Origin of the sequence: Maribrevibacterium harenarium, assembly GCF_006385675.1 — a bacterium.
In the GTDB taxonomy this organism is placed as follows: domain Bacteria; phylum Pseudomonadota; class Gammaproteobacteria; order Pseudomonadales; family Marinomonadaceae; genus Marinomonas; species Marinomonas harenarium.
The window spans coordinates 1-25,998 of sequence record NZ_VFRR01000043.1 but is presented as its reverse complement, the minus strand read 5'-3'; the positions used below and the strand labels follow the sequence as shown (position 1 = coordinate 25,998).

General features: G+C 48.5%; 18 protein-coding genes and 2 tRNA genes. 12 read left to right on the top strand and 8 right to left on the bottom strand.

Annotation, left to right across the window (positions count from 1 at the left end; translation table 11 throughout):
* Window positions 1–93: 93 nt before the first annotated feature.
* Window positions 94–1,389 carry a response regulator gene (locus FJM67_RS14730; protein WP_140590866.1) on the bottom strand — a complete coding sequence of 432 codons (1,296 nt, stop codon included), beginning with the start codon at window positions 1,387–1,389 and terminating at the stop codon, window positions 94–96.
* A 491-nt stretch (window positions 1,390–1,880) separates the two neighbouring features.
* Between FJM67_RS14730 and FJM67_RS14725 the strand changes: the two genes are divergently transcribed.
* The 7 genes from FJM67_RS14725 (at window position 1,881) to FJM67_RS14695 (ending at window position 12,777) form a co-directional block, all read left to right on the top strand.
* A tRNA-Asp gene (locus tag FJM67_RS14725) sits at window positions 1,881–1,957 on the top strand.
* A gap of 37 nt (window positions 1,958–1,994) precedes the next feature.
* Window positions 1,995–2,070, top strand: a tRNA-Val gene (locus FJM67_RS14720).
* Between the two features lie 563 nt (window positions 2,071–2,633).
* Window positions 2,634–4,121 (top strand): cell division protein ZapE, encoded by a 1,488-nt coding sequence (gene zapE / locus FJM67_RS14715; protein ID WP_328591932.1) that lies wholly within the window; start codon window positions 2,634–2,636, stop codon window positions 4,119–4,121.
* A gap of 343 nt (window positions 4,122–4,464) precedes the next feature.
* A complete protein-coding gene (locus FJM67_RS14710) occupies window positions 4,465–7,494 on the top strand; it encodes an ABC transporter substrate-binding protein (protein ID WP_140590863.1) in 3,030 nt (1,009 codons plus the stop codon).
* A 36-nt stretch (window positions 7,495–7,530) separates the two neighbouring features.
* Window positions 7,531–8,181 carry a cupin domain-containing protein gene (locus FJM67_RS14705; RefSeq protein ID WP_140590860.1) on the top strand — a complete coding sequence of 217 codons (651 nt, stop codon included), beginning with the start codon at window positions 7,531–7,533 and terminating at the stop codon, window positions 8,179–8,181.
* Window positions 8,182–8,292: 111 nt separating this feature from the next.
* Complete coding sequence (locus FJM67_RS14700; RefSeq protein ID WP_140590857.1) at window positions 8,293–9,525, top strand: exonuclease SbcCD subunit D C-terminal domain-containing protein; 1,233 nt, start codon at window positions 8,293–8,295, stop codon at window positions 9,523–9,525.
* Between the two features lie 9 nt (window positions 9,526–9,534).
* Window positions 9,535–12,777, top strand: a complete 3,243-nt coding sequence (locus FJM67_RS14695) for an AAA family ATPase (RefSeq protein WP_140590855.1) — start codon at window positions 9,535–9,537, stop codon at window positions 12,775–12,777.
* A gap of 47 nt (window positions 12,778–12,824) precedes the next feature.
* On the opposite strand, the gene FJM67_RS14690 is transcribed toward FJM67_RS14695, so the two are convergent.
* Window positions 12,825–13,724, bottom strand: coding sequence for an AraC family transcriptional regulator (locus tag FJM67_RS14690; RefSeq protein ID WP_140590852.1), 900 nt, complete (start codon window positions 13,722–13,724; stop codon window positions 12,825–12,827).
* Between the two features lie 353 nt (window positions 13,725–14,077).
* Between FJM67_RS14690 and FJM67_RS14685 the strand changes: the two genes are divergently transcribed.
* From FJM67_RS14685 to FJM67_RS14665, 5 genes are all read left to right on the top strand, one after another.
* A complete protein-coding gene (locus FJM67_RS14685; protein WP_140590850.1) occupies window positions 14,078–15,025 on the top strand; it encodes an alpha/beta hydrolase in 948 nt (315 codons plus the stop codon).
* A 79-nt stretch (window positions 15,026–15,104) separates the two neighbouring features.
* Complete coding sequence (locus FJM67_RS14680; RefSeq protein WP_219846006.1) at window positions 15,105–15,854, top strand: carboxymuconolactone decarboxylase family protein; 750 nt, start codon at window positions 15,105–15,107, stop codon at window positions 15,852–15,854.
* Between the two features lie 17 nt (window positions 15,855–15,871).
* The gene (locus FJM67_RS14675; protein ID WP_219846004.1) at window positions 15,872–16,294 is read left to right on the top strand and encodes a cyclophilin-like fold protein; all 423 of its coding nucleotides are present in this window, start codon (window positions 15,872–15,874) and stop codon (window positions 16,292–16,294) included.
* Window positions 16,295–16,304: 10 nt separating this feature from the next.
* Window positions 16,305–17,369: a PQQ-dependent sugar dehydrogenase gene (locus FJM67_RS14670; protein WP_140590847.1), complete on the top strand. Its 1,065-nt coding sequence runs from the start codon at window positions 16,305–16,307 to the stop codon at window positions 17,367–17,369.
* Window positions 17,370–17,529: 160 nt separating this feature from the next.
* On the top strand, window positions 17,530–17,778 hold the full coding sequence (locus tag FJM67_RS14665) for a hypothetical protein (RefSeq protein ID WP_140590844.1): 249 nt from the start codon (window positions 17,530–17,532) through the stop codon (window positions 17,776–17,778).
* A gap of 47 nt (window positions 17,779–17,825) precedes the next feature.
* Here the strand turns inward: FJM67_RS14665 and FJM67_RS14660 are convergent, their stop codons facing one another.
* The 6 genes from FJM67_RS14660 to FJM67_RS14635 all read right to left on the bottom strand — a co-directional run bounded on the left by FJM67_RS14660 (window position 17,826) and on the right by FJM67_RS14635 (window position 25,847).
* On the bottom strand, window positions 17,826–20,090 hold the full coding sequence (locus FJM67_RS14660) for an EAL domain-containing protein (protein ID WP_140590842.1): 2,265 nt from the start codon (window positions 20,088–20,090) through the stop codon (window positions 17,826–17,828).
* 118 nt (window positions 20,091–20,208) lie between these two features.
* A complete protein-coding gene (locus FJM67_RS14655; RefSeq protein WP_140590839.1) occupies window positions 20,209–21,306 on the bottom strand; it encodes a DUF1513 domain-containing protein in 1,098 nt (365 codons plus the stop codon).
* A gap of 1 nt (window position 21,307) precedes the next feature.
* On the bottom strand, window positions 21,308–22,369 hold the full coding sequence (locus tag FJM67_RS14650; protein ID WP_140590836.1) for an imelysin family protein: 1,062 nt from the start codon (window positions 22,367–22,369) through the stop codon (window positions 21,308–21,310).
* The gene (locus tag FJM67_RS14645; RefSeq protein WP_140590833.1) at window positions 22,369–23,736 is read right to left on the bottom strand and encodes a di-heme oxidoreductase family protein; all 1,368 of its coding nucleotides are present in this window, start codon (window positions 23,734–23,736) and stop codon (window positions 22,369–22,371) included. The genes FJM67_RS14650 and FJM67_RS14645 overlap by 1 nt, the downstream gene beginning before the upstream one ends.
* Before the next feature lie 75 nt (window positions 23,737–23,811).
* On the bottom strand, window positions 23,812–25,098 hold the full coding sequence (locus tag FJM67_RS14640; protein ID WP_140590829.1) for an imelysin family protein: 1,287 nt from the start codon (window positions 25,096–25,098) through the stop codon (window positions 23,812–23,814).
* Window positions 25,099–25,274: 176 nt separating this feature from the next.
* Complete coding sequence (locus tag FJM67_RS14635; RefSeq protein WP_140590826.1) at window positions 25,275–25,847, bottom strand: hypothetical protein; 573 nt, start codon at window positions 25,845–25,847, stop codon at window positions 25,275–25,277.
* Window positions 25,848–25,998 lie beyond the last annotated feature (151 nt).

The window sequence follows — 25,998 nt, the reverse complement described above, 5'->3', positions numbered from 1 at the left end:
TTTTCGGGAAAGTGCGGCTAACTGACACGTTTTTAGGGTTGCTGGCATGTGGAACAAGTCAGACCAGAATTATCTGACTTGATCGTAGTTTCCCTAGGCCGCCAATGCTGGTTTATTGTAGAGGCCAAGTAGCTTGTCCAATGTATATTGCTGTGCCTTAGTGAAGGCCTGCGCTTTTCCTGCATCAATCAATCTAAACCATCGACCACGAGCAACGCTGGCCGCATCTAATTTATTCTGCGACACGCAGTATTGGATTTCCGCTTTGTAGCTGTTTGACAGCTCCGCTGGACTAACGTGCTTCAGCTCACGCATCTCATGCAGGGATGCTTGGAATCGTTTGACGATCGAATAATCATAGATAGGGTCTTGACCGTTGATGATTATCTCCCCGCAAGCCAGCAAATGATCGCACAGGCGTTTACCTATGTCGTCAGCTTGGCGCTTGGTCAAGCGCACGATCCGATAACATGCCTCCTCGGCAACAGCATGTTTTCCCGCAGCTTTCGCAAGGTTGGCAACTTGCTCGGCGATTAGTAGGTCGTGAGAGGCTTCTTTAAAAACTTCGTAGGCACTTTCCAAGGCCAGCTCCATATTGCCCACGTCTTTGTAGCATTCCGCCAATGCAGCATGAATCCGCAAAGGGTTATTGGTGCTGGTTAGCATCTTTGTGTAGGTCTCAATTGCCTCCGCTTTATTGTTAGTATGATTTAACGCTGTCGCGTAGCCCAGTTGTGCCCATTCGTTGTGGGTGCCTTGGAAACGCTTGGAAGCATCACGATATAGCTTTAACGACTCATCGTACATATTTAAGTCGAGTAGAGCATCGCCAACCGCCCGGTAACTTTTAGCTGCACCAAGTTCCGTGGGGCGATTCTTTTCTAGTTGGTCTTCCAGCAAAATACGGTAATGGGTGCCAACTTTTAGCGCCGTCATCAGAGAAATGTAGTTATCTCGCTTTTCAAGATTACGTTTGAGACGGCGGTAAAGTAGTACTTCGTTGTAAGGCTTGATGATGTATTCATCAGGGGAGAGAGTAAGTAGTCCATTTATGGCTTTAGAGCGGGTTTCTCCAGAGATCATAAAGAATATGTCGCTACAATCCATGAGTTTCAGCTCTTTGGCTTGGTTCAAAAGCCATGCGCCATTCTTACCGGGCAAATTTAAATCACACAATATGATATCAAAGTGGCGCGACTTCCACGCCGATAGCATACTTTCGGCAGAGTTGAATAAATGTACATCCTTGGCGCTAATGTTTGCCATTGAGCGTTTTAATGACTGACGCGCTAAGGGCATATCATCTACCACGGCGATGGTCAGTGGTGTGCTTTTGAAGTACTCGCCTAAGGCTGTGGTGAGCTTTGCGACGTTATCCAGCTGTGACATGATCCAGTGTTCCCTGAAAATACCAATATTTGATGTTGATCAAATTATATTGGCTGTCAGGGACTGAATTTAAGACGAGATGTGTTGTGTAAAAGCGTACGCTTGCAACGACCTGTAACTGAATTGTGATCAGCCAGACTGTACAAACCTGCTACAAAGTATATAGAAAGCTGAATTATTGGTCAGATTTGTGGGTTCTAGCCACTTTTCTGTGGAGTTTGGTGAGTATATGTAGTTTGACTGTTTGGTTATGTAAAACTTACTGTAACAAGCCTGTGCAACAGTTTGTAAACAAAGCCTCTAAAAACTACGATAAGTATACAAAGCATATCCCAGTGGGAGTTAGCCAGATCTGGTCATCAACGATCTCTTTGTCTTTAGTACCGAGTCTGGAGATTTTTTTAAATAAGGTATTGATCTGTCGAAATTAATGTCTATAATGCGGCACATCTTTTGACGAGATAGCCAAGCGCTGTCAAATCAGTGAAAGTGGAGCGGTAGTTCAGTTGGTTAGAATACCTGCCTGTCACGCAGGGGGTCGCGGGTTCGAGTCCCGTCCGTTCCGCCACTTTCTTATCCCTTAGAAAGTGAGCCATCTCTAAGATGGGTGTGTAGCTCAGTTGGGAGAGCGTCGCCCTTACAAGGCGAATGTCGGGAGTTCGAACCTCTCCACACCCACCATATTTTTGTCAGTGTTTCCTCAGGTTTAGAAATCCCTCAAAGCCAGTTATACCAATCCTTCCAGCGTTTTGCGACCTTTTTTGTTATTCCCTGTTTCTCTTCTGTAAAAGTCAACCCCTAAGCCCTTGTTACGTCCATTTTGGCCATTGTGACCCCCATGTGACCAACTTGTGACCAAAGTGAAAATTTGCCTCTGAATCTTGCTTTGCAAAAAATGGCATTTTGATTGTTTTTTGTGCTGTTTTTGAGCGTCGCCCGAATTATTTTCTATACTCAGGAGCGATACCTTAGTTTGAATTCCGACAAAGCGTCGGCGGGGTTTCCTTCTCCGGCACTTTTCCCATATTGTTCTTTTTATCAATGTGCTTTAAACCGTAGGCCTCGACCCGCGGCGAACCTTTCCTGATGAATTTGATCGCTAACCTATTGTTCGAAAATATTCAGATAAGACTAGGCTGCTTTATCTATGGAACATAAATCCCTAGACCTAAGGCAATCTAAAAAGTGATGAGAAGCGTACTGGATCATACTATCCCTACCATGTTGATAAACTTATCAGCCCCATGATGAAGACTGTGATGAAGAAAATGGCAGCACAACAACGCGTCGCTCGACAGTCTCTCCCGACAGGCCACGTGACAGCTGCGTATGAACGCAAAGTGGATGCGGGGGAGGTTAGACGAGATGATGCGCAACTCGCTCTCGCGGCAAAACTTGATGCCCTGCTCGAGTCTCTTACCTCGCTCCCACCAGTACCCGTGTGTACCGATAAACCGACAGAGAGACGTTCTACAAGCAGCCGTCCGCTGCTACGGTTACCGGCGCGATCCATGGCAGCCTCTCAGTCCTTTCTTCGAAAGAAGTTCCATTTGTGGTCTTTTGGTCCAGCACCGCGAGGCATGTACATTCATGGACCGGTCGGGGTCGGCAAAAGCTTTCTAATGGATCTCTTTTACGCGTCTGTTAATATTCCTGATAATGATTCTTGCTGTAACAGTGACAGCAACCGCCTGAACCATGCAAAAATTGCCAAACGCCGCGTCCACTTTCATGAATTCATGCTAGACGTCCATCATCGAATCTTTGTCTATAAACAGCAGCACCCTCGAGATGATGCGATTCCTATCATTGCGCAGCAATTGGCACAGGAAGCCCAACTCCTCTGTTTTGATGAATTTCAAGTAACAGATGTTGCCGATGCCATGATTTTGAAACGACTCTTCCTATCATTATTGGATCGGAATGTCGTGGTAGTGGCTACCTCGAATCGCTCCCCCGATACCTTGTATGAGGGCGGCATTAACCGATCCCTCTTTTTGCCATTCATAGACATGGTAAAACACAGGTTCGACATTATCTCCATGGAGGATTCCACCAAGGATTATCGACTCGAAACCCAAGCGGACGGTCAATCCTATTTTTGGTCAAACAGGGATGATCATGGCGATAAAAATAGTGGCAACAACGTGCAGGCGAAGTTGAAAGAAATATTTGGTGGCACTGCATCTGGAACGGAGGCCGAGGTCATTGACGTACTCTTCGGTCGCACCGTCCAGGTCGCCCGATTCAATGACCGGTGCGCCTGGTTTAACTTTTCCGAGTTATGCCACCAACCGCTAGGCACGGCCGATTATATTTCCCTATGCAACCGATTTCCGGTCCTCATCATAGACCGAGTGCCGCAATTAGGCGCTAATCACCTCGACGAAGCGCGGCGATTCGTGAACCTAATCGACGTGTGTTATGAATCTCGCACCCGCTTGGTGCTAGCGGCAAAAGTTCCGCTCGATGAACTATTTGTTGCTTTTGAAGCGCAGATCGAATGCAGTGATGGAAATGAAGAACTGTTTGTCAGTGAGAAGGGGGGGAGCTCGAGTTCCTTTGCGACGACCATGATTCGCACCAAAGAGGGTGAAGAATTTGAGTGGTCGGCGACGGGGCGAAGCGGCGTGTCACTTGCACAATTATCGGCCACCAATGATCTCGCCTTTTCCTTTAGACGAGCCGCGTCTCGGTTGGTAGAAATGGGTGGAAAGGAATGGGGACGATGATGACGAAAAGTCGTTACCTTGCACACCTACAGCGGTCTTTCCTTCCGGGGTCTTGGCAAATTCCATCGGAGTAGCGCCGACAATAGCCAATGCCGGCATGTTTAGCCATTGTTACGTCTATTTCGGCCTTTGTGACCACCATGTGACTAACCCACGTCATGCTATGCCCTAAACGAAACCAAATTTAACATTTTGGTACGGCGTAATAGGCTATTCTAGTTAGCGATACCTAAATTAGGCTTGTTATAGCAACATGCCTAGTGTGATCTTGTTTTGTGTACTCGCAATTGATGAGTCAGGTAGCCGTAAAAACTAACGTTTGGTTAACTTTGGAAAAGGCAGCATGTTGCTATCTCGCGCTAAATTTGTAAAAGCCGTTTACGTCCTCTTAATGATGCTACTGGTGAGCTACGCTTCAGCAGAGTCCGAGAAAGTCACCTTGCGCTTACAGTGGAAGCATCAGTTCGAATTTGCCGGTTTCTATATGGCGAAGGAGCTGGGCTATTATGCGGAAGCCGGGTTAGATGTAGACATTCTCGAATACGAAAACGGCATGGATATCGTCAAGGAAGTGAGCGAAGGTCGCTCTGATTTCGGAATTTGGGGAAGTGGCATTATTGAGCGTGCCCAGCAGGGAGAGCCCATTGTCTTTTTAGCGAATTATTTCAAACGCTCGCCCCTAGCGCTTGCGACCAGTGCGGATATCAGTTTCCCTAGCGAGTTGGAAGGGAAGCGTCTTATGGTCTCCGACGCGGACATCAAAAATGCCAATTACACCCAAATGTTTCGCACCTTTAAGGTGGATGTGAGCAAAATCGAGTTTGTCCAGCCGACATTTGATGTCCAAGATTTTATTGACGGCAAAGTGGATGGGGTATCGATTTTCCTTACTAACGAGCCTTATATCCTTAAAAAGAATGGGGTTCCTTACAATATTATCGACCCCAACAACTTTGGCGTTGAGTTATACGATGTCAATGTGTTTACCTCTAGGGATTTCGCCGAGCGATCACCAGAACAAACTGCTGCGTTTGTTGAGGCGAGCAACAAAGGCTGGTATTACGCCCTCGAGCATATTGATGAAGCGGTGGAGTTGATCAAGGCGAAATACGATTCTCAAAACAAGAGTCGTGACCATCTTGTATACGAAGCGCAACAGACAGTACGTATGATGCAGCCGAAAAACTACCCGATAGGCAGTATTGATCTGAACCGTGTCACCCGCATTGGCAATTTATTTAACGAGATGGGTCTCACTCAAACGGCTGCGAATACTAACTTTGTGTTTAATGCGGCCTCACCCGGAGTGGCATTGACCAGTGACGAATTAACATTTCTCTACGAACACAAAGACATCAAAGTGGCGATGATGCCGGATTTCACACCCTTTAGTTTTGTACACGGTAGTAAGGTACAGGGGTACGAACACGATTTGCTCACTCTTCTGTCGGAAAAAACGGGACTACAATTTAAACCCGAATACGGGATCTGGAATCGTGGTTTGTCGGCGTTTAAAGAGCGCCAAGTGGACATGATAGCAAGTATTTCCTATAAACCCGAGCGCACCGATTTTACCCTTTTCACAGAGCCTTATTATGAAATCCCCATCATGATTTACGTACGTGATGACTTCGGTAGCTACGATGGTATCGACAGTTTACGTGGTAAAAAAGTCGGGGTGCTGAAAGACGTATTTTACGTAAAAGAATTAAAGCAGCTTGGCACCATGGAATTGGTTATCTACGAAACCTACGAACAGTTGACCAAAGCGCTGGTATATGGACAAGTCGATGCGTTGATGCAGAATTTGACCAATATCGACTCCCTTATTAAGGATAACGCCTACACGAATTTGCGTCTCGCCGGGGAGTTGCAACTTCCAACTATCCAAAAAGAAGACCTGAGATTTGGGGTGCGGTCGGATTACCCAGAGCTACACAGCATACTGCAAAAGGGCTTAGATGCGATCACCGTTGAGGAAACCTTAGCCTTGTCAAATCGGTGGTTGGGGATTCGCGCTAACGAAACGGCGAAGTCCATCAGTTTCAACCGGCCAGAACGTGAGTACTTAGCCCAAAAGGGGGCGATTACCATGTGTGTTGACCCAAGTTGGATGCCCCTTGAGGGCATCGATGATGAGGGTAAGCATGTGGGTGTAAGCGCCGACATACTGGCGTTAGTAGCGAAAAACACGGGTCTAAACCTGCGTCTAGTGCCGACGTCTTCGTGGGCAGAGAGTATGGCTTTTGCCCAGTCACGGCGCTGCGATTTGCTAACGCTGGCGATGGAAACGCCATCAAGAAAGGAATTTTTAAACTTTACCTTGCCATATCTTTCGTACCCATTCGTTATCGCTACCCGAGATAGCCGTCAGTTTATCGATAATATGAATATTTTAAATGGCAAGAAGCTGGCGATGTTGAGTGGCTATTCTACGGTGGAGGTAATCGCCAAAGATTATCCCAATATCGAGATTGTCGAGGTAGATACCTTGGTAGAAGGGGTGCAAAAAGTTCGCTCCGGGGAAGCTTATGGCTACATTGATGCGCTACCGGTGATCGCCTCGGCAATACAGCGAGAGGGTTTTACCGATCTTTATATTGCGGGAAAAATGGACCATCAGTTTGAATTAGGTATCGCTACCCGTAACGACGAGCCCATGCTGCTCGATGTCATGCAGAAAGCCCTATCTAGTGTGGATGCCGATGATATTCAGGCTATCAGCAATAAATGGCTTGCGGTGCGTTTCGAGAGCCGAGTTGATTACAGTCTGCTTTATAAAGTGGTTGCCGGTTTTGCGGTTTTGCTGCTGTTAGGGCTCTGGCGCCATAGCGTGATGCAAAAAACCAAGAAAATGATCGAAGCGAAAAACAAAGAGCTGCAAGTCTTGGCAAATACAGATGCTTTAACTGGACTTTATAATCGCCATCGGGTGGAAGAGAGTCTTGAGCAGTACCGCGAGCTCGGTAAGACTTTCTCGGTAATTATTCTCGATATCGACAATTTCAAGCGCATTAACGATATCTTTGGCCATGCCATAGGGGATTCCACTCTGGTGGAATTTGCGCAAATGCTGACACGACTAACGCGACGTGCTGATGTAGTGGGTCGCTGGGGCGGGGAAGAGTTCTTAGTAGTATTGCCAGACACCCAAGAGTTAGAGGCCCTCAAGGTTGCTGAAGCGCTGCGGGCCGGAATAGCTCGGCATACCTTTAGTATTGTGGGAGAAGTGACGGCGAGTATCGGTGTCGCCGCTTATATGCCTAATGAAACGGCAAGCGAGCTGGTTTCCAGGGCTGATGATGCCTTGTACTATTCGAAAGAACATGGTCGTAACCAAGTGACTGGCGCCAAGGACATGACTAAATTATAGTCTTTACCTCATTAGATTCGAATAGATGGTTTTAGAATGCGATTAAACGCCGATTTTTCACTACCTGCTATTATCCGCGTCGATGAGCATCAATGGGTGGCCTCACCTCAAGCCGGAGTGGAGCGGATGATGCTTGATCGGGTAGGCGAGGAGAAAGCAAGGGCAACTTCTCTAGTACGCTATGTTGCTGGTTCCTCATTTCCGCCTCACCCACATCCCGGTGGAGAAGAAATTTTGGTGCTAGACGGCACCTTTTGCGATGCCACTGGGGAGTTTCCGGCGGGCACCTACATTCGTAACCCACCTGACTCCGTTCATAGTCCCTATTGCCCCGATGGGGCGACGATTTTTGTGAAACTGCGACAAATGTCGGACACGGAGACCGAATTTGTACGCATTGACACCAATAATCCGGACAATTGGCAAACGGTGACGCCGGAGCATCAGATGTGTCTACTGTATGCTGATCAGCAGGAGCAAGTAAGCTTACAGTCTCTAGCGGCAGGCGCCGCCTATATGCTAACGTCCAATATGTTAGCTGAGTTATTGATACTTCAAGGAGAGATCGTTTATGCAGGGACGAGTTATGGCCCCGGCAGCTGGATACGCTTACCAGTGGGTCACGAGAAATGTTTCACCACGGCGACAAGCTCTGCCCGTTTTTATCAGAAGCTGTGTCGAGAGTAATCCTCGGACAGCCTTCTTCTGTGCCTATTACGCTCCATTAAGCCCCGCTAGCCGCAAGCATCTCGGTTGGCTTACGCTTGTTGGAACATTCGACTTTTTGCGATTTTTACCATGAAACTACTGCATACTTCCGACTGGCACATCGGTCGGGCGCTCTATGGGCGCAAGCGTTACCCAGAATTTCAGGCATTTCTGGCTTGGCTAGTGGATACCTTAAACCAGCAGCATGTGGATGTGCTGTTAGTCGCTGGGGATGTATTCGATACCAATACCCCCAGCAACCGTGCCCAAGAATTGTACTATGAGTTTTTGTGCCAGGTTGCGGCCTCTCCTTGTCGTCATGTAGTGATCATCGGCGGCAACCATGACTCCCCATCGTTTCTTGAAGCGCCCAAGTCCTTACTCAAAGCGCTGAATGTGTATGTGGTTGGGGCGAAATGCGATGCCATCTCCGACGAAGTGATTGTGTTAAAAGATCAGCAGCAACAGCCTGAAGCCATAGTGTGTGCTGTACCTTACTTGCGTGACAGAGATATTCGCAGTCAAGAAGCCGGGGAAAGCATCGATGATAAAAACCGTAAGCTTATCTGGGGCATCAAGCAACATTACAGTGAGGTCTGTGCCCATGCGCGAACTTTGCGTGACACGCTAAATGCGCCCCAGATTCCCATTATCGGCATGGGACATTTGTTTGCCGCTGGGGGCAAAACCCTCGATGGGGATGGCGTGCGAGAGCTCTATGTGGGCACGTTGGCCCATGTTGGCGCGGATGTATTTCCAGACTATTTGGATTACGTGGCCTTAGGGCATCTCCATGTACCGCAAACGGTGGGCGGGGTGGAGCATATCCGTTATAGCGGTTCCCCAATACCCATGGGCTTTGGCGAAGCGAAACAAACCAAACAAGTGGTTTTAGTGACCCTGTCCGACGCCAAATTGGACATTCAACCTCTGGAAGTGCCTTGTTGGCAGCAGTTGATCCGCCTAAAAGGGGATCAGCAAACTATCATGCAACAAGCAGAGCAATTGCAGCAGCAACACAGTCAAGCCTGGCTAGAGATCGAATTCACCGGTAGTGAGTCAGTCAACCTACTCAGAGAAAGTCTGCGTGAGTTGACGGAAAATACCCAACTAGAGGTGCTACGCATTAAAAATAGCCGCGCCATGGCCAGCATTATGCGCCAGATTGATGATAGCGAGACACTAGATGATTTAGACGCGAACGACGTATTTCAGCGCTGTCTCGATGCCCATCAGATTGAGCCGGAGCAGCAGCAAGCATTGCGTCACTGCTACCAATCCATTCTGCAAAGCCTGTATGAAACCGATCACAACGCCGAGTAAGGACAGTCGATGAAAATATTAGAGCTTCGTTTTCAAAACCTGAATTCTTTATACGGTGAATGGTGTATCGACTTTACTGCGCCAGAGTATGAAGATAACGGTATTTTCGCCCTCGTTGGCCCCACTGGGGCAGGTAAATCAACGATTTTGGATGCGATTTGCTTGGCATTATACGGGGCGACCCCGCGCCTAGGGCGTATTACCAAAAGTGGTAATGAAATCCTGTCGCGACAAGCGGGGGAGTGCTACGCAGAGGTCACTTTTTCCTCCCAAGCGGGTCGCTTTCGTTGTCACTGGAGCCACAGTAAAGCGCGCAAATCCGTTACTGGCAAACTGCAAGAGCCGAAACATGAAATCGCCGATGCAGATACTGGCAAAGTGCTAGAAAGCAAAAAAAGCTTAGTGCTGGGTATCATAGAAGCCAAAACTGGCATGGACTTCGACCGTTTTACCCGGTCCATGTTATTAGCCCAAGGTGGTTTTGATAGCTTTTTAAAAGCCAACAGTGAAGAAAAGTCGAAAATTCTTGAGCAAATCACCGGCACTGGGATTTATTCGGACATATCCGTGGCGGTACATGAGCGCACCCGGGAGGAGAAGCAGCGTTTGCAGCAGTTGCAACAGCAACTATCTGGCATAGCATTATTATCTGACGAAGAGCTAAACACAGCTCAGCATAAAGTGATCGAGCTAGAGCAGCAGATGACACAAACCCAGCAACAACTGGGACAATGGCAGCAGTCTTTATCAGCTTACCAGCAACAAATCCAGCTACAGGGGGAGTTGAATAGCTACCAAGCCGAACTGAATCAGCACCATGAGCAACAAGACTTCTTCCAACGCTTGCAGCAGCGTATCGAGGCTGGGCAGCGTGCCGCGACCTTGCATTCACTTTATCAAAACATCACGGCGCTACGGCAAAGGCAAACCGGATTAACGCAAGAGCAATGGCGTTTAGCGAATCTAAAGCCGAGCTTGCAAGAGGCTGCTACCACCGCCAACGACCAGCTCCAGCATAAAGAAGCAGCACTGGTGGCACTGCGGCGCAGGTTTGCCGAGTCAGAACCCCTCTGGCAGCAGGTGCGAGAGCTGGATTATCAATTGCAAACTCAGCAAGCAAGTCTGGCGGCGAAGTATACCCGTGTGGAAACACTGCGGGCGACCGTGGCCCAGTCCCAAGAACAGTTAAGTGAACAGCAGCAACACCGGGATAAACTACACCAAGCGCAACAGCACGCCCGGGACTACCTGAGAGAACACCAAGCCGACCAGCGGTTAGTACAGGAACTGGCGGCCATTGAAGGCCGTTATCAGCATTGGTCAGAGGATAACCAGCGTATCCAAGCCCAGGAACAATGGCTCGCCCGTGCCCGTCATGACGTCAGCCTTGCTAATCAGCAGCTGGAGCAGGCCCAGCAACAGTACCACCTAGCCCAGCAGCAGTTGCAGTCAGAGCTTAGTAAGCTTAATGAATGGCAACAGCAGTTAGACCAATTATTGGCGGGGAAATTAGTGCGGGAATACCGTGCCGAGAAGGACCGCTATGAACAAGAAGCCTATTATTTACGGCGTATTGAAAGCTTGGAGCAGCAGCGCCAGAAGCTAAAAGATGGGGACCCTTGCCCATTATGTGGGGCCCTAGAGCATCCCTATGCCCATGGGCAAATTCCCGCAGTCGATGCTGTCATGGCGCAGTTGCAAATCGTGACAGAATTATTGGCAAAAGCAGACTTACTGGAACAGCAAATCACCGCGCAAAAAGCCAAAGTAGAGCAAGCCCAGCAATCTGTGTACGCCGGTGAAAAGCACGTGTTACAAAACCAGAGTCTCGTGGCGGAGCGCCAAGCCTTGTTGGCACAAGGGGAAGAAACCCAGCACCAGTTGCAGCGACAACAGCAGCAGGCCACACAGCGCTTGCTAGCAGAATTGTCTGCTTGGGGTATTAGCCAGTTACAGCAAGACGCCGCTACGGCCCTTGAGCCTCTCAAAGAGCGTCAGCGCCTATGGCTCGCCGCTGAGGATAATCTACGTTACAGCGAGCAACAGCAACACCAGCTACATGCCCAAATAGAGCGCTTATGCGCCACCCTAGAAGCAAATCGTCAGGCTTTAGGGGAGTTGGAACAGGAATTACAACTAGATCAACAACGCCTCGGTACATTGCAACAGCAACGCTTCACTCTCTTCCAAGAGCGCTGCCCTGAACAGGAGCGCAACAGCCAGCAACAGGAGATGCAAAACGCGGAGCAGGCGCTGGTTCAGGCTCGGGCAGCGAAGGAGAGGGCTCATGGGGATTTAGCAAGGTTAGAAACCCAGCTAGAAGCCGTGGAACAACAACAGCAACAGGTTGTATCCGAGCTAGAGGATGCGGCGGTCCGCTGGCAACAGGGCTTAGCCGACCGTCAGTTTAAGGACGAAAGCGCTTATTTGGCGGCGAGTATCGAAGCCAATGAGTTAGCGGCGTTGCAACAACAGCACCATGGTTACGAGCTACGCCAGCAGGAACTAGCCACTATGATGGCTGACCGTCGCAGCCGATTACAAGCGCTGATTGAGCAGCTGCAAGATGAGGTTTCCCAAGATCAGTTAGAGTCACAGGTAGCAGAAGCCAACCAGCAAATGGAGCAGCTTCGGGAGCAAATAGCCCAGTTGAAAGTCAGCTTGCAGCAACATGAAGCGAACCTAGTCAAGGTGCAATCACAGCAGGCAGCTTTAGAGGCACAGCAGCGTGAGTGCCAGCGTTGGGATCATTTGCACAGTTTAATTGGCTCAGCGGACGGTAAAAAATACCGTAACTTTGCCCAAGGCTTAACTTTCGAGCTCATGGTCGCCCATGCCAACCGACAGCTAGAGAGAATGTCTGACCGCTATCTACTGGTGCGGGATGAACAAGCGCCCTTAGAGCTAAATATTATCGACAACTACCAAGCGGGGGATATCCGTTCAACCAAGAACCTATCGGGTGGAGAAAGCTTTATTATCAGCTTAGCGCTGGCATTAGGCTTGTCTAAAATGTCCAGCCGTAAGGTGAGGGTGGATTCCCTATTCTTGGATGAAGGTTTTGGCACCTTGGACGAAGATGCTCTAGAAGTGGCGTTGGATACCCTCGCTTCATTGCACGAAGAAGAGAAATTAATCGGCATTATTTCCCATGTGTCGGCCCTAAAGGAACGCATTAGTACGCAAATCCGCATCAGCCCCAACCAGGGTGGGCGTAGTGTAGTGCAGGGCCCCGGCTGTTCCCGGGAATAACAGTCTGGGAGTTCTACTACTCCGTCAAAGCCATAATGGGATAACGGCTATTGGGTGATATAAGGGGATTCTCTTAGGGTTTCGATGTCTCTTTTCGGAGGTAAACCAAAGAAACGGGCATACTCCCGAGAGAATTGGGAAGGACTTTCGTAACCCACTTGGTAGGTGACGGCGGAGGCATCGAGGCTTTCCGTTAGCATCAGTCGCCTCGCTTCATTAAGGCGCAGTTTCTTCTGAAATTGTAGCGGAGTCATAGAAGTGACGGCACGAAAGTGCTGGTGAAAGGCAGACTTGCTCATACCGACATAGTTGGCAAGATTGCTGACACTCAAAGGCTCATGGAAATGATCATATAGCCAGTCAATGGCCCGGGCAATTTGTTGGCTATGGGAGCCAGCTGTGGCCACTTGATGGAGTAGGTGGCCTTGGGGGCTTTTTAGTAAACGATAAAATATTTCCCGCTTGATCGCTGGCGCCAGTATGGGAATGCTGTCTTCGTCCTCACACAGGTTGATTAGGCGCTGGAAGGCGTCGAGGATTTCCTTGGTTAAACAGCCGACCGCCATGCCGGTTTTCGCTTGATTGCTCTCTTTAAAGTGGATGCCACATTCTAATATCAGCTTCGAGATTTCTTTGAGATCCAGCTCTAGCACCAAACCAATATAGGGTTGGTCGCTGGTCGCTTCAACAATGTTGGCGACAATGGGTAAGTCCACCGAGGAAATCAAAAACTGATTGGCATCGTAAACGTAGGTTTCGTCCCCGAGGATAACTCGCTTTACCCCCTGGGTAATGAGACAGATGCTGGGCTTATGGGAATAGCTCGTCGGGGGCGTGGGGTGTTCCCAGCGGTTAATGATCAGCCCTTCGACAGGGGTGATGAACTGGTTACGACCTTGTGCTAGCCGCAACACCGAATCTGTCAAATGATGTAAACCTGTATGCATGGAGGCTCCGCAAACATGGGCGTTAGTAAGCTGCAATCATAATCGAGCTCTAGTCTATATTGCAATTTTATTAGGCAATGTATTGGATGGTTTTTTATTCCTTAGTTTTTGCGCGAATTTAGTATTGTGGACGAGGGATATCCCTTATTTTTAAATAATATTGTTTTAAATCAATAGTTTATGTCGTTTTATAAGACTTTTTGAATAAGTTCACAATTTAGAGGGTAAATACCCTGAGTTTTTAGGCTTGTACAAATAGGCAATAAATCAAGAGTAATAGGCTAACGTAGTCTAGCTAGGATTCATTAAAGTGTTGTTATCAATTTAACCGCTAGGCCATTAAGGAGACGACTATGCCAGCTGTCGATAACTACATCTTTACTCTAAGTGAAAACGTTGTGCGTAAGCCTGTTAGCTACAAAAACCGCTACGGTATCACCCTAGCCGGGGATTTGTACTTGCCAAAAGACATGGATGAAACCAAGCAATATCCAGCCCTAATCATCGGCGCCCCCTACGGTGGTGTGAAAGAGCAAAGCCCAGGTTTGTACGCGAATGAAATGGCCCAACGTGGCTTTGTGGCATTAACCTTTGATGCCTCTTTCAATGGCTACAGTGGTGGCGAGCCACGTCACGCCTCTTCCGTGGACTTTTTTGTCGAGGACTTCAGCGCAGGTGTGGACTTTATGGGAACGCGCCCATTTGTGGATCGTGATCGCATTGGCGCTATTGGTATCTGTGGTAGCGGCAGCTTTGCATTGAGTGCGGCACAAGTTGACCGCCGCCTAAAAGCGGTGGCTACCGTGAGCATGTACGATATTTCCCGTTATCACAAAATGGGCTTCGCTGACTCCCTTACCGACGAGCAGCGTAATGGTTGGCTAGACCAGATTGCCGAGCAACGCTACGCCGAGTTTGAAGGTCATGCTCCTGCGCTAACGCCACGCCCACCAATGGAAATAGACAAGGAAAACGACCCGATTGGTTCTGAATTTGCGGAGTTCTACAACCGTCCATTGGGGTACCACCATAACTCGATTGCCCAGTTCACCATGACCAGAGCCCCAAGCTTCATCAACTTTGCCTTGCTGGACAATATTAAATGGATTTCTCCTCGCCCAATCTTGTTTGTCATCGGCGAAGTCGCTCACTCCCGTTACTTCACCGAAGATGTCTATGCTCAAGCAGGGGAAGAGAAGGAGCTTGTGGTGATCCCGGGGGCAACCCATGTGGACCTCTACCACAACAAAGAACTGATTCCATTTGCGAAGTTTGAAGAGTTCTTTAGCAGCAACATGTAATCACAACGATGCCGGAGATATGCTCCGGCATTTTTATATGGCGAATGAATTTCTAACTTACTTGCTCAGGAGAATTGCAGTGAAACAGCCCAAACTAATTACCTTAGCATTATCAATGTTGGCCAGCGCAGCGAGTGCGGAAAACCTGAATGCTACACTGGAGCGATCAGCTCCAGCGTTAGCTCAATATCAAACCGAAGTGATTGAAAACAATCTTTGGCAGCGTCAAGGGCTCAGCCTGCGAGATCGCAGTTTGGTATCTGTATCAGCCTTGATAGCAGCGGGAAAAACTCAATTGCAGATGATGGAGTTCACCAGAGCGTTGGACAATGGCCTCACTCCGGTAGAACTTTCTGGCATTATCACTCATTTAGCTTTCTATGCAGGTCTGAATAATGCCGTTGCGGCTGCTCAGATAGCCGATCTCGTTTATCAAGAAAAAGGTGTGGATGTATCGACTTTGCCGGATCGCGACGTTGAATTGTTGCCTCTTGATGAAAAATTTGAAGCAGCCCGAGAGCAATCGGTTCAGACTCATTATGCTCCAACATCACAAGGTGTGGCAGACTTAACCCGCGAGCCCCTGTTTCGTGAAGTATGGCTACGGCCAGATTTGACCCCTAGGGATCGTAGCTTGGTTACGGTCGTGTCCCTGGTTGCCAATGGACAGTCTGAGCAAGTGCCATTCCATTTAAATCGCGCTTTGGACAACGGCCTTGAGCAAGGTGAAGCCTCTGAAGCCCTTACACAGATGGCGTTTTATGTGAATTGGCCGAATGTATATAGCGCTATGCCTATATTCCAAAAAGTGTTTGATAGTCGCAAATGATTTGGCAGTCTTTCGTTATGTTGAAACAACTTATCCTAGGAGCTTTGCTTATTACCATGGGCATACAATCCACATCAGCAGCAGAGCTGCGTATTCGCATTAGCACCAACGATGGTGCTGCCACGGCAACCTTGAATGATAGCCAAGCGAGCCAAGACTTTGTGGCGCAGTTACCGGTTACGATTGAATTGAGTGACTATGCTGCCACAGAGAAAATCGCCTATCTTCCGAAGAAGCTTTCCACAAAAGGAGCACCAAGTGGTCATGACCCATCCGTAGGCGAGATTACCTACTATGCGCCTTGGGGTAACTTGGCGATTTTTTATAAAGACTTTGGTTATTCATCTGGACTCGTAAAACTTGGGGATATTGACGAAGGTTTGAGTTGGCTACGTAAGCTAGGCAAAACCCAAGTCACCATCGAGCAAATTTCCCCATAGGGAAGCTAAGATGCATTGGCGTAAGCAACTATCCAAAATCGCTGTCGGTCTATTGGCAAGCCATAGTTTGATTGCCCAAGCTTTGGAGCAACAGCCAATTTTACAGAGTAAGGCGCAAGATTGGCGCATTGAAGTCATCGCCGAAGGCTTGGACTACCCTTGGGATTTAGTAGCGGTAGACAAGCAGCAGCTCCTTGTCACGCAAAAATCTGGGGAAGTCTTATGGTATTCAGAGGGGCGGTTGCAAAGGCAGACATTCCAACCGTCAACACCACTTCGCACCCATTCTGGGGCTGGGCTGCATGGCGTTGCGTTAGTACCGGATTTCTCTTCCTCTAAACATGCGTATTTCTACTATTCCTATAGTGACAATGGTCTTCCGCTTAATCGGGTAGTAATGGCGCAGTTGGTTGGGTCTTCTTGGCAAGAAACTCAGATCATCATCGACGCCATCCCCGGCCATGATTATTACAATGGGGGGCGCATCGCATTTGGCCCCGATGGGTATCTTTACGTCACCACAGGCTGGACAGAGAACTATCAACGCCCCCAAGATACCTCCAATTTAGCCGGTAAGATCTTGCGCGTTGCGTCGGATGGCAGTATCCCTGCGGATAACCCTTATCCGGATTCCCCAGTATATTCCATTGGTCATCGTAACCCCCAAGGTTTGGCTTGGAGTCCTGACGGCGAGCTATTCGTCGCGGAACACGGCCAAGCTGCATTGGATGAATTAAATCGTGTCCGTGCCGGTGGCAATTATGGATGGCCGGTAATCTCTGGGGATGAAAGCCAAGCGGGAATGGAGTCTCCTTTTGTACATTCGGGGCGCACGACTTGGGCCCCCTCTGGCATAGCATTTGTTGGCTCTGAACTGGTAATGGCCACACTAAAAGGAAACGGGCTATATGTATTGGACGAGTCCAATAAAACGCTACAGCCATTACCCAGTACCGGTGAGCGCTACCGACAGATCTTACCCAGTTCCGATGGTTTTTATGTGATTACAACCAACCGTTCACCACGGGGGAGTGGGCCGTCTAAGGATACGCTGTTACGCTATCGGCGTCAGTGACCCATCGCCGGTTACCGCATTAAGTGGCGATAAAAGCTCAGCCAAGCTCTTGGCTGAGCTTTTTAATGGGCGAAATACAAAGTGTGAAGATTACATTATTGATGCACGGTTGAGCGGGTATAATGTGCTAAAACCTAACCTCTGATTTTAGGAAACAATTATGAAGTCGTTAACTCCCGTTGTACTGACTCTCTGGGTACTAGGTGCTAGTGCCGGTGTATACGCCGAGGAAGATCGCTGTACTGAGCGATTAAACAAGTATGTGGCGATGTTGGAGCGTAATGCCGTGGACGAGAACGTGTCGGTTGGGCAACGTGAAGCATCTCAAAACTTGCTGCAGAAAGTGGCCCGTCTTAAGGCTGATAAACGCAACAGTGACTGCGCGGTATTTGATAAGCTATTGCCCTAGCCGCTTGTGAAAGCTTTTCCGGCAAAAATAGCGAGGGTAGTCCCTCGCTAGTAAACCATACGCAGGGATTTTGCTTTGGCGTTGTCATTCTCAATCCACTCTGAGATTGGGGCCGGTTTACCAAAGTAGTAGCCTTGTAGCGTGTCACAACCAAGGCTGATCAATAGGTTAGCTTGTTCCCGGTTTTCGATACCTTCGGCTATCACTTTCATATTCAGTGATTTGGCTAGCTGAACCGTGGACTTAACGATATCTAAATGACGCTGGTCGGCAGGCAATGGCGCAACGAAGCGGCGATCAATTTTCAAAATATTGGCAGGAATATCAATCAGTTGGCCCATAGAGGCTTGGCCGGTGCCAAAGTCATCAATCGCAATGGTGTAACCGTACTGAGACAGAGTGCGCAAGCGCTTATGAATCAAAGGCTGAGTCATATCTGGACTAGTCTCGGTAATTTCCAACTCCAACAGCTCACTTAACCAAGGATGATCAGAAGTGAGTGACATGAGCAGGGCAAAGAACACGTCGTTCATGAGTTCTTGGCCGGCAAGATTAAAGGCAATGGGGATCGAGATATGTTCTTGATGCCAACCTTTTAGCACCGAAACCAGCTCACGCAGCAAGCCTTCCGCCAGTTTTGGCAGCAATCCAAGCTCTTCCGCTAGTTTGATAAATATCATCGGTGACACGTAAGTGCCATCCGCTAATTGCCAGCGTGCTAAAGCTTCAAAGGAGCGGACTTCACCAGATGGATGTACCTGTGGTTGTAACCAAATCTGGATTTCTTTGTTCTTAACGGCTTCGGCTAGCTGTAAACCCAGACGATGATTTTGAATGAGTTTACTTTCGAGGTTGTGGTTGTAGTAGGAGATGCGGTCCGCACTGGTGGAGTACTCTAGGGCCATTTCACAGCGTTCAAGCAGTTCCTCGGCACTTTCACCTTCATTGCGGTAGTAGGCTACGCCAATTTGGTAATCCATATTGAGTTGATCGCCTTCAATCTCAATGCTGGTGGGCAATACGGATTTAATCAAAGCGGAAAGGTTGCGTTGAATTAGATAGGTCTGACCAAGAGGCAAGAAGCAAGCAAACTTCACCCCACGCAGTCGGCCAGTGATCGTTTGTGCTGATAGTTTATTTTGTAAGCTACGAGAGAAGCTCAAGATTACTCGGTTCGCATGGTCACGGCCATATTGCTTGTTCAACAGTTTGAATTGGCTAATGCGGATAATAAACATAGCGCCGGTATAGTACTGGGCCACATTCTTGATGCGGTGATTGACCTGACGACAGAAGTTCTGGTGATTAGGCAGTCGGGTCAAGGAGTCAAAATGAGCTAGTTGAGAATTGGTTTGCTGAGTTGTCTCTAGCTCTTCGGCCAAGGCTTTCAAGTGCGACACGTCCTGCAAGTGCAACACATAGTGGCCATGATTTGTCAGGCTGGAACGATGTACTTCAATGTGTACCTTTCTATCAATCCGCAGGGAGCATTCCGAAACGTTTTTTTGCCAGAAATAGCGACTTTTGGCATCGGTAATTGGGCTAAGCCAGTCGTTAATGGTAGAGGACTCTATTGCCTGATTACGGAGTGGTTGTAACAACTCTACCGCTTGCTGGTTTGCCTTTAGAATTTCACCTTTGCTGCTGCACAATAAGGTTGGCGTGCCAGTATGCTCAAAGATTTCCTCGTACAATTCAGAGTGATGATTCAGTCGTTCATTAAGATCCTGCTGCTTCTCCAAAGATTCCTGCAAGGTATGAAATACCCGAGATACAGAGAAGGGCAGAGCGAAGTTAAGCAGAATAAAAGACAAAGTTTGGAAGTAAACACCCCCAAACAGTTCGGTGTCTGGGTTGGTAAAGTGGTACGACTCATACATGGCCAAAGCAAAAGAGGCAATATTGGCGATGCTGATGATGGCGGCGAGACGGAAAGAAAATAAGATGCGCGCCAGCAATGGCAACGAATACAGACTGATTAACCCTAGTTTGACGGCGTTGAGATCATCCGACCCATAGGCTAGCAAAACACCAAAGGCGCCAAATAGTCCTAGCGTGATCGCGGCAACAGGCTGAGTATGGGACCGACTAAAATACAGCAAGCTCCCTAAAGCAGCACTAAAGAATATACCGTAGGCGACAAAATGGGAGGAAATGTCATTAAACATCCCATTAAATGTATACCCCAAGCAAACGGCTAGGCAGCACGTTAAAATAATGCGTAGGGCACTTACTTTGAACAGGGCAAGCGAGGAACTGTCTTCACTCTCTGTTCCAACTAAGAAGAAACGAGCTAAAAATTTTAATAGCATGAACAAACTACAACGTGTACAAAATGAGGAAGCAAACCTGCCTCGCTGCTCCTCTGACTAAGTTACTACTGCACGTCGACTATCCTAGTTTGTGCTTACGGGCAACACACCTAGATGGCTAGATTGTTACCCTGCGTAGGTGATTATCCCAACGGATACTAGCATGCTGAGTGATTAACTCAATGTGGTTTTCGTAAACAAGTGTGTTAAGTACCTTGCCTGTGCCGCTCGTCAATATAAATGAACCAGATTCATTTGAAGGGCTTAGGCCGCATACGTCGCGACAGTTATCGACGCCGATAAATTGGTGATCACTAATCCGCCAATAGGCGACAAAACCGCCCCTCGGGGTACTGATTGCTACCAGTTCGCCCGATTTATCGAAGCACACGCTACCACAATATTGCTTAAACCGAGCTCTAATCGGCTCTGGCATGTCTAGGTAACGAAAATCGGTTGCGTCAATGCGACTGACTGCAACCAGGGGGACTTGCTCCCAGGCTTCACCTTGATGCTGGCAACCTATCACCACTTCGCCATGCTGATTAACATCGAGATGGCGAATGCTGAGCTGATGCCACTTATCAGCGTGTTTTACTTGCTGCAAAATTTCCCCAGTCTGCCAATTCAAATAAGTCAAATTAGGGGCCATGGTATCCAAATTCAGAATATCCCGATCATTATCAGGATGAGTTCTCAGTCCACCATTGGCGATCACTATGGTCGAGGAGTTTAGAAATACCGCTTCATGGGGGCCGATGCCGCCACTGGAGTACTCTGCTACCACTTCAGCACTAGGCCAGCGCCGCACAAAGATTTTCCCTTCTCCAGTTGGGAAGTGATTTTCCTGGGTGATGAGAAAATCTCCATCATGGCTAAAAAGTGCATGACCATAGAAATGATGGTCTTGGGTCGGTGTAATGCGTTGTAAAAAATCTCCCGTGCGGACATTCACAAAATCCATATAAAACCCAGGTCGACGGGCGACAAACCCTGCAACCGCTTGGGTTGGATGTAGTACTGGTGCATGGGCCCGTTCGGGTAGTTGAATATGCCAGAGAATGTTACCTACATCATTGAAGCCGGCGGCGAAGTGGTTACCATCACTCGAAAAAGCTGAGACATACATACCTTCACGGCTACCGATTAAGTTCGCCCATAAGGGAGCGCTACCAAGTGCAAGTCCGGCAGCGAGAAATTGGCGGCGAGAAAGCATGTTAGTCCCCATCGCGACTGTTAAAACCAATATTGAAACCAAGGCTAGTCACTAGCTCGACCAACTTGTCCTGAGACTGAGAAATGGATTGAACCAAGGGGCGAGCTAACTCGACGCGCTGTTGTTGCGAGTAAGATCCACTAAAGAAATCGTCCGGGAGCGCTTTAGCCAAGCTAACCGATTGTTGGAATAAACGGTCCATTTCCTCCGCCTGTGGCCCATCGTTTCGTTTCGCTAACTCATACAGAGAGGGTTGACCAGCATGGAATAGTACCGGATAAGTGGCGAGGTTTTCGATAATAGCGGGTAGGGATTGTTGGCTACGGTAAAACTCTGCCAACTTAAGGTTAGCGCGACCATTGTAGCCAATTGGAGTTTCTAATTTACTGTCTTTGATTGCTGAAAGATGCTCTATCCACTGCTGTACAAACAGTTCCATCGCCCCATGGTCGGGGGAGCTGTTGCTATCTTCGTCTAAAAAGACCCAGTCACCCACTTTAGATTCAGACCATTGTTTGGCGATTTCCAGCGTCGTCGCAGCGTGATGCTCGCTTACTCCTGTCAGAACATGACAATCTGCCGCGTGTTCTATTACATTAAAATCAGGATGATACAGAAGTGTTTCGATGGCGGTCAGGCCGCGCACAGCAATGCTAGCGCTGTGCCAGAAATCTTTATCTGTCATGACCTCAGGCGTTTTGCTCAAGCCTTGTAGCTGCCGGCGGGTAATTCCTTTTTTATCGGGCCAGTATTCCATGGCGTAATAGCGCATAAAATAGGTGACAGGGCCGAAATTTAACCATTGAATCTGCTGCCAATCGTCGATGTTGGTGATGAATTGCTGCTTCACTTTTTGCAGCTTGGGTTCGGTTGGAGCCAAGCACAACTCGGCCACGGCTTGTTGTAACTGCTGGGCGTCCCGAGCCAAGTTATTATAAGCTGGCTGAATAACATCGGCTTGGATACCTGCCACAGCGGCAGACCAATCATTAGCGTAACTGTGGCTTGTTATGCACAGGGCGACTGAGCAAGCTAAAGCGGAAAGATTGCGTGGATACTTCATTACAATGACTCCAAAAAGCGAATAAGTACAGAGCGTTGCTCTTGGTTAAGTTGGGTATAGCCCCGTTTACTTTGCTGTGCTTCACCGCCATGCCACAAAATGGCTTCTTCAATAGTTCTGGCGCGGCCATCGTGGAGAAAACCGGTGCGGCCGCTGATCTTATCGGATAAGCCAATACCCCACAAAGGCGCAGTGCGCCATTCTTGTGGGTTGGCGGAATAGACCGGAAAATCAGAAGCCAATTCGGGGCCCATATCGTGTAGCAATAAGTCGGTAAAGGGATAAATGGTTTTTCCATCTAATAGGGGGAAACGATCCGATTGAGTGGTGTGCTTGGGGGTATGACAAGCACCACAATTCAGCTCATCAAAAATCGCCTTCCCTTCTAGAAACCAAGGCTCATTAAGGTTTCTCATGGCTGGTGGTGCCATGTGGGCGACAAAGAAATCCACTAAACGGCTCTGCTCCAGGCTCACTTCCAAATCATCTAAGTGAGGGGAGTTGCCATTCGGGGAGTCGATGCAAAGGGGCTGACCAGAGGTACAGTCGCCACTAGGGAAAGGGAATAGTGGCGTCGATAACCCTAAATCCCCGTTAAAAGCAGAATGATTTTGTTCCCGTAAACTCACATTACTGGCCTTATGGCCGAAGCGCCCCGCCACCAAGTTGCCGTTTACTTCTCTCCAGTTTATACGCCCACTGATACCATCTGCGTTAGTGTCATCCGGGTCGGCTAATTGCTGTAACCGCGACAATGGGATGCTATCCAATAGCCCCATACCGACGAGCGGTGGTGATACCCGCATGGATATTCCCGTATCCGCTGCGAGTTCCCCATAGTTTAAACGCGTCCAATCGAGTACCGGTTGGCGCAATTTCACCTCGGTGCCATCGGCAAGCTGAACTAACTTTTGTTGCCAAATTACTCGATAGTCTGCTTCAGGCATCACCTTGGTAGCGGAGAAGGGTTGAATTTGTCGGCCATAGACTGGGTCGCCGATAACTTTATCCATAGAAGGTTGAGTGATCGCCCCTAAGCGAATGAAAAAAGAGGGGACATCACTACCGAGCTGATCGGCGGTCGGAGCGTGTCCCCGCCCACCATTTACATGACAGCTATGGCACGATCGCGCATTGAATAATGGGCCGAGTCCATCACTTGCGGTGGTGGATGACGGGGAGGGCACCCAAAAGCGCTCGAACAAGCTTTTGCCCAAGGAAAATTCCAGTCGTTGCTCTGGGCTCATGCCCGCTATTGGTTGGTCGTAGGCGAATGCTTGCGGACCAAATAGCGCTATGAAACCAAATGCTGAAACCTGGTGTGCTAGCAAATTACGAGCTAATAAATCACGAAAAAGTAACTTCATTGAACTTGCTTTCTATAGCTTTGAAAAAACGCAAAAAGGGCGACATATCGTCACCCTTTGCAATGGCAATCGCTATTAAAACACAGCGCTTGGATTGTCTAAGCTATCAGAGCCTTCCAAAGTGATATCTTGCAAATCCAACAAGCGAATAATTTCTTCGGTGGTGCGGGTGCCATCTACTAGCGCATCGACGAAGTTCTGTACCAGTTGGTTGCCTTCTGGGTTGTTCATTGCGATCAACACATCGAAAGTCTGGCCTTGATTAGCGGCATCCACCATTGCCTGACCAGCAGAATCGGTAGCGTTCAGCTTCGCCTTCATTTCACGATCCAGAGCAGCATCCTTGGAAGCGACTAGCTGAGAAAGGGATGGGCCTTTCACCCAAGATCCATCAACCCGTTGGTACTCGCCCAAGTATACGTTCTGAATACCTTTGGCATCGTAGTAGTGGGAGTAGTGCGTATTGTCAGAGAAACAATCGTGCTCTTCTTCTGGATCATGCAGCATCAAGCCAAGCTTAGTGCGTTCACCGGCAAGTTCCCCGTAGGCCAAGCTACCCATGCCAGTCAAAATGGTAGACAAACCTTGCTCTGGAGATTGCTCCACTAGGGCAGTACGGGCGTAACCACCGTCTTTCCATGCATCGGCCATTTCTTTTAGGTCAGCGACCAATAGTTCAGTGACCGCGGATAGGTACTGGCGACGGCGCTCGCAATTGCCGTTACTGCAATTCGCTAGGTCGTAGTCCGTCGCTGGGCGCATACCTGCACCAGGGTTAGTGCCATTTAAGTCTTGTCCCCATAGTAGGAATTCAATGGCATGATAGCCGCTTGCTACGTTGGCTTCGACCCCATCTGCTTCGTGTAGATGCTCAGCAATAAGCTCTGGGGTGATATTGGTCGCATCGACCGTTTCACCGCCGATTTCCAATGTAGGGTTAGCGATCACATTTGCCGTGTAGAGGCTGTTGATATCGCTTTCTGTGCCGTAAGCTGGTGCAGTGTAGTCGATCAACCCTTCATCTAGGGGCCAAGCGTTTACCTTACCTTCCCAATCGTCAACGGCGGCGTTACCGAAACGGTAAACTTCACTCTGCTGATAAGGAACGCGGGCTGCAATCCACGCTTGTTTTGCTTGCTCCAGGTTGGCTTCGGTAGGGTTGTCCAAAAAGGTGTTAATGGCACTTTGGAGAGTTAGTGCAGTGGTGTAAGAATCCCCATACACAGCTTCTGCTATGTCTGCGTAATGATCGACTACATTGATTGCCGTTGCATCGTTGTTAGAAGTTACCGATTGGCTGCTGCAAGCGGCAAGTAACGCAGCGGCGACTGCGCCGGCCAGTGGGGTCATTAATTTCTTCATGTGTCTCCAGGCTCCGTGTCCATTGTTTATGAAAGTCCAGAGATCTTATTGCAAATAAAAACGATTATCAACCATATTGCTTTAGGAAAATAGATCCCATTACGAGCCGCTATTAGCACCAACCAAAGTAACTAAAGGTAATCCTTATGCCGAGCGGCTTGTGAATTATTGCTGTATTAGAGGCATTCCGCCCCTGTCTGGGTCATCGCACTTGTGGATAACTTGTATTGGCAGCTACTGCTTCTGAGAACATCATCCCCTTGCCAGGAAACCGAAATACTAACCGGTTCCCGCGCTTGAAAACTTGGGATGTAACGGTAAGAAGCCAACACCTCTACACTTGTACTTGGCCCAACCTCAACGGCCGAGCCGATTAAACGTCTACGACTGACTGGGTCGTACAGGGTGTAGTCGGTGGTGTATTCACGATCGCCGTTTTCATGCTCAAAATAAAGCCAGATCTTGTTGTAGATTTGCGGCGTCGCTGAAGGGTTTTGCAAGGAAAAACGCACGAAAATCTGTTGTGGCTCGGTTAGGCTTTCTGAAGCTTGCACAAAGCCGGTATGAGTCGTTGCTTGCCATGGGTATTGGTTGCCAAATGAGATCGTCTGAATGCCAATGTTCGCTTGGCTAAATTGCTGTTGCAGCAGTGTCAGCAAGTCTTTTGCCGGCGCGTACATAGCAATCAAGAATAAGGTTAGTAGTAGATAGGTTCGCTTTAGTGGCTTTTTAAGCAAAGAAGAAGACATAATCACACCTTTACTGTTTGTTTATACAGTACTGTATATAAAAGGCTGTGTTGTAGTTAGGTGTTGGTCATAGCAGCAAACAGCAGACCTTGATCTGACTTTTCATTCTGCTTCATATACCGGAACCAGCTGAGATAGTGGGGTAGATATT

Bases quoted from the DNA above. Each gene is read 5' to 3' on its own strand.
- FJM67_RS14730 (WP_140590866.1), bottom strand. From the start codon at position 1,389: ATGTCACAGCTGGATAACGTCGCAAAGCTCACCACAGCCTTAGGCGAG.
- FJM67_RS14690 (WP_140590852.1), bottom strand. From the start codon at position 13,724: ATGCATACAGGTTTACATCATTTGACAGATTCGGTGTTGCGGCTAGCA.
- FJM67_RS14675 (WP_219846004.1), top strand. From the start codon at position 15,872: ATGTTGAAACAACTTATCCTAGGAGCTTTGCTTATTACCATGGGCATA.
- FJM67_RS14655 (WP_140590839.1), bottom strand. From the start codon at position 21,306: ATGCTTTCTCGCCGCCAATTTCTCGCTGCCGGACTTGCACTTGGTAGC.
- FJM67_RS14640 (WP_140590829.1), bottom strand. From the start codon at position 25,098: ATGAAGAAATTAATGACCCCACTGGCCGGCGCAGTCGCCGCTGCGTTA.
- FJM67_RS14660 (WP_140590842.1), bottom strand. From the start codon at position 20,090: ATGCTATTAAAATTTTTAGCTCGTTTCTTCTTAGTTGGAACAGAGAGT.
- FJM67_RS14670 (WP_140590847.1), top strand. From the start codon at position 16,305: ATGCATTGGCGTAAGCAACTATCCAAAATCGCTGTCGGTCTATTGGCA.
- FJM67_RS14705 (WP_140590860.1), top strand. From the start codon at position 7,531: ATGCGATTAAACGCCGATTTTTCACTACCTGCTATTATCCGCGTCGAT.
- FJM67_RS14695 (WP_140590855.1), top strand. From the start codon at position 9,535: ATGAAAATATTAGAGCTTCGTTTTCAAAACCTGAATTCTTTATACGGT.
- FJM67_RS14650 (WP_140590836.1), bottom strand. From the start codon at position 22,369: ATGAAGTATCCACGCAATCTTTCCGCTTTAGCTTGCTCAGTCGCCCTG.
- FJM67_RS14645 (WP_140590833.1), bottom strand. From the start codon at position 23,736: ATGAAGTTACTTTTTCGTGATTTATTAGCTCGTAATTTGCTAGCACAC.
- FJM67_RS14635 (WP_140590826.1), bottom strand. From the start codon at position 25,847: ATGTCTTCTTCTTTGCTTAAAAAGCCACTAAAGCGAACCTATCTACTA.
- FJM67_RS14665 (WP_140590844.1), top strand. From the start codon at position 17,530: ATGAAGTCGTTAACTCCCGTTGTACTGACTCTCTGGGTACTAGGTGCT.
- FJM67_RS14685 (WP_140590850.1), top strand. From the start codon at position 14,078: ATGCCAGCTGTCGATAACTACATCTTTACTCTAAGTGAAAACGTTGTG.
- zapE (WP_328591932.1), top strand. From the start codon at position 2,634: ATGATGAAGACTGTGATGAAGAAAATGGCAGCACAACAACGCGTCGCT.
- FJM67_RS14700 (WP_140590857.1), top strand. From the start codon at position 8,293: ATGAAACTACTGCATACTTCCGACTGGCACATCGGTCGGGCGCTCTAT.
- FJM67_RS14710 (WP_140590863.1), top strand. From the start codon at position 4,465: ATGTTGCTATCTCGCGCTAAATTTGTAAAAGCCGTTTACGTCCTCTTA.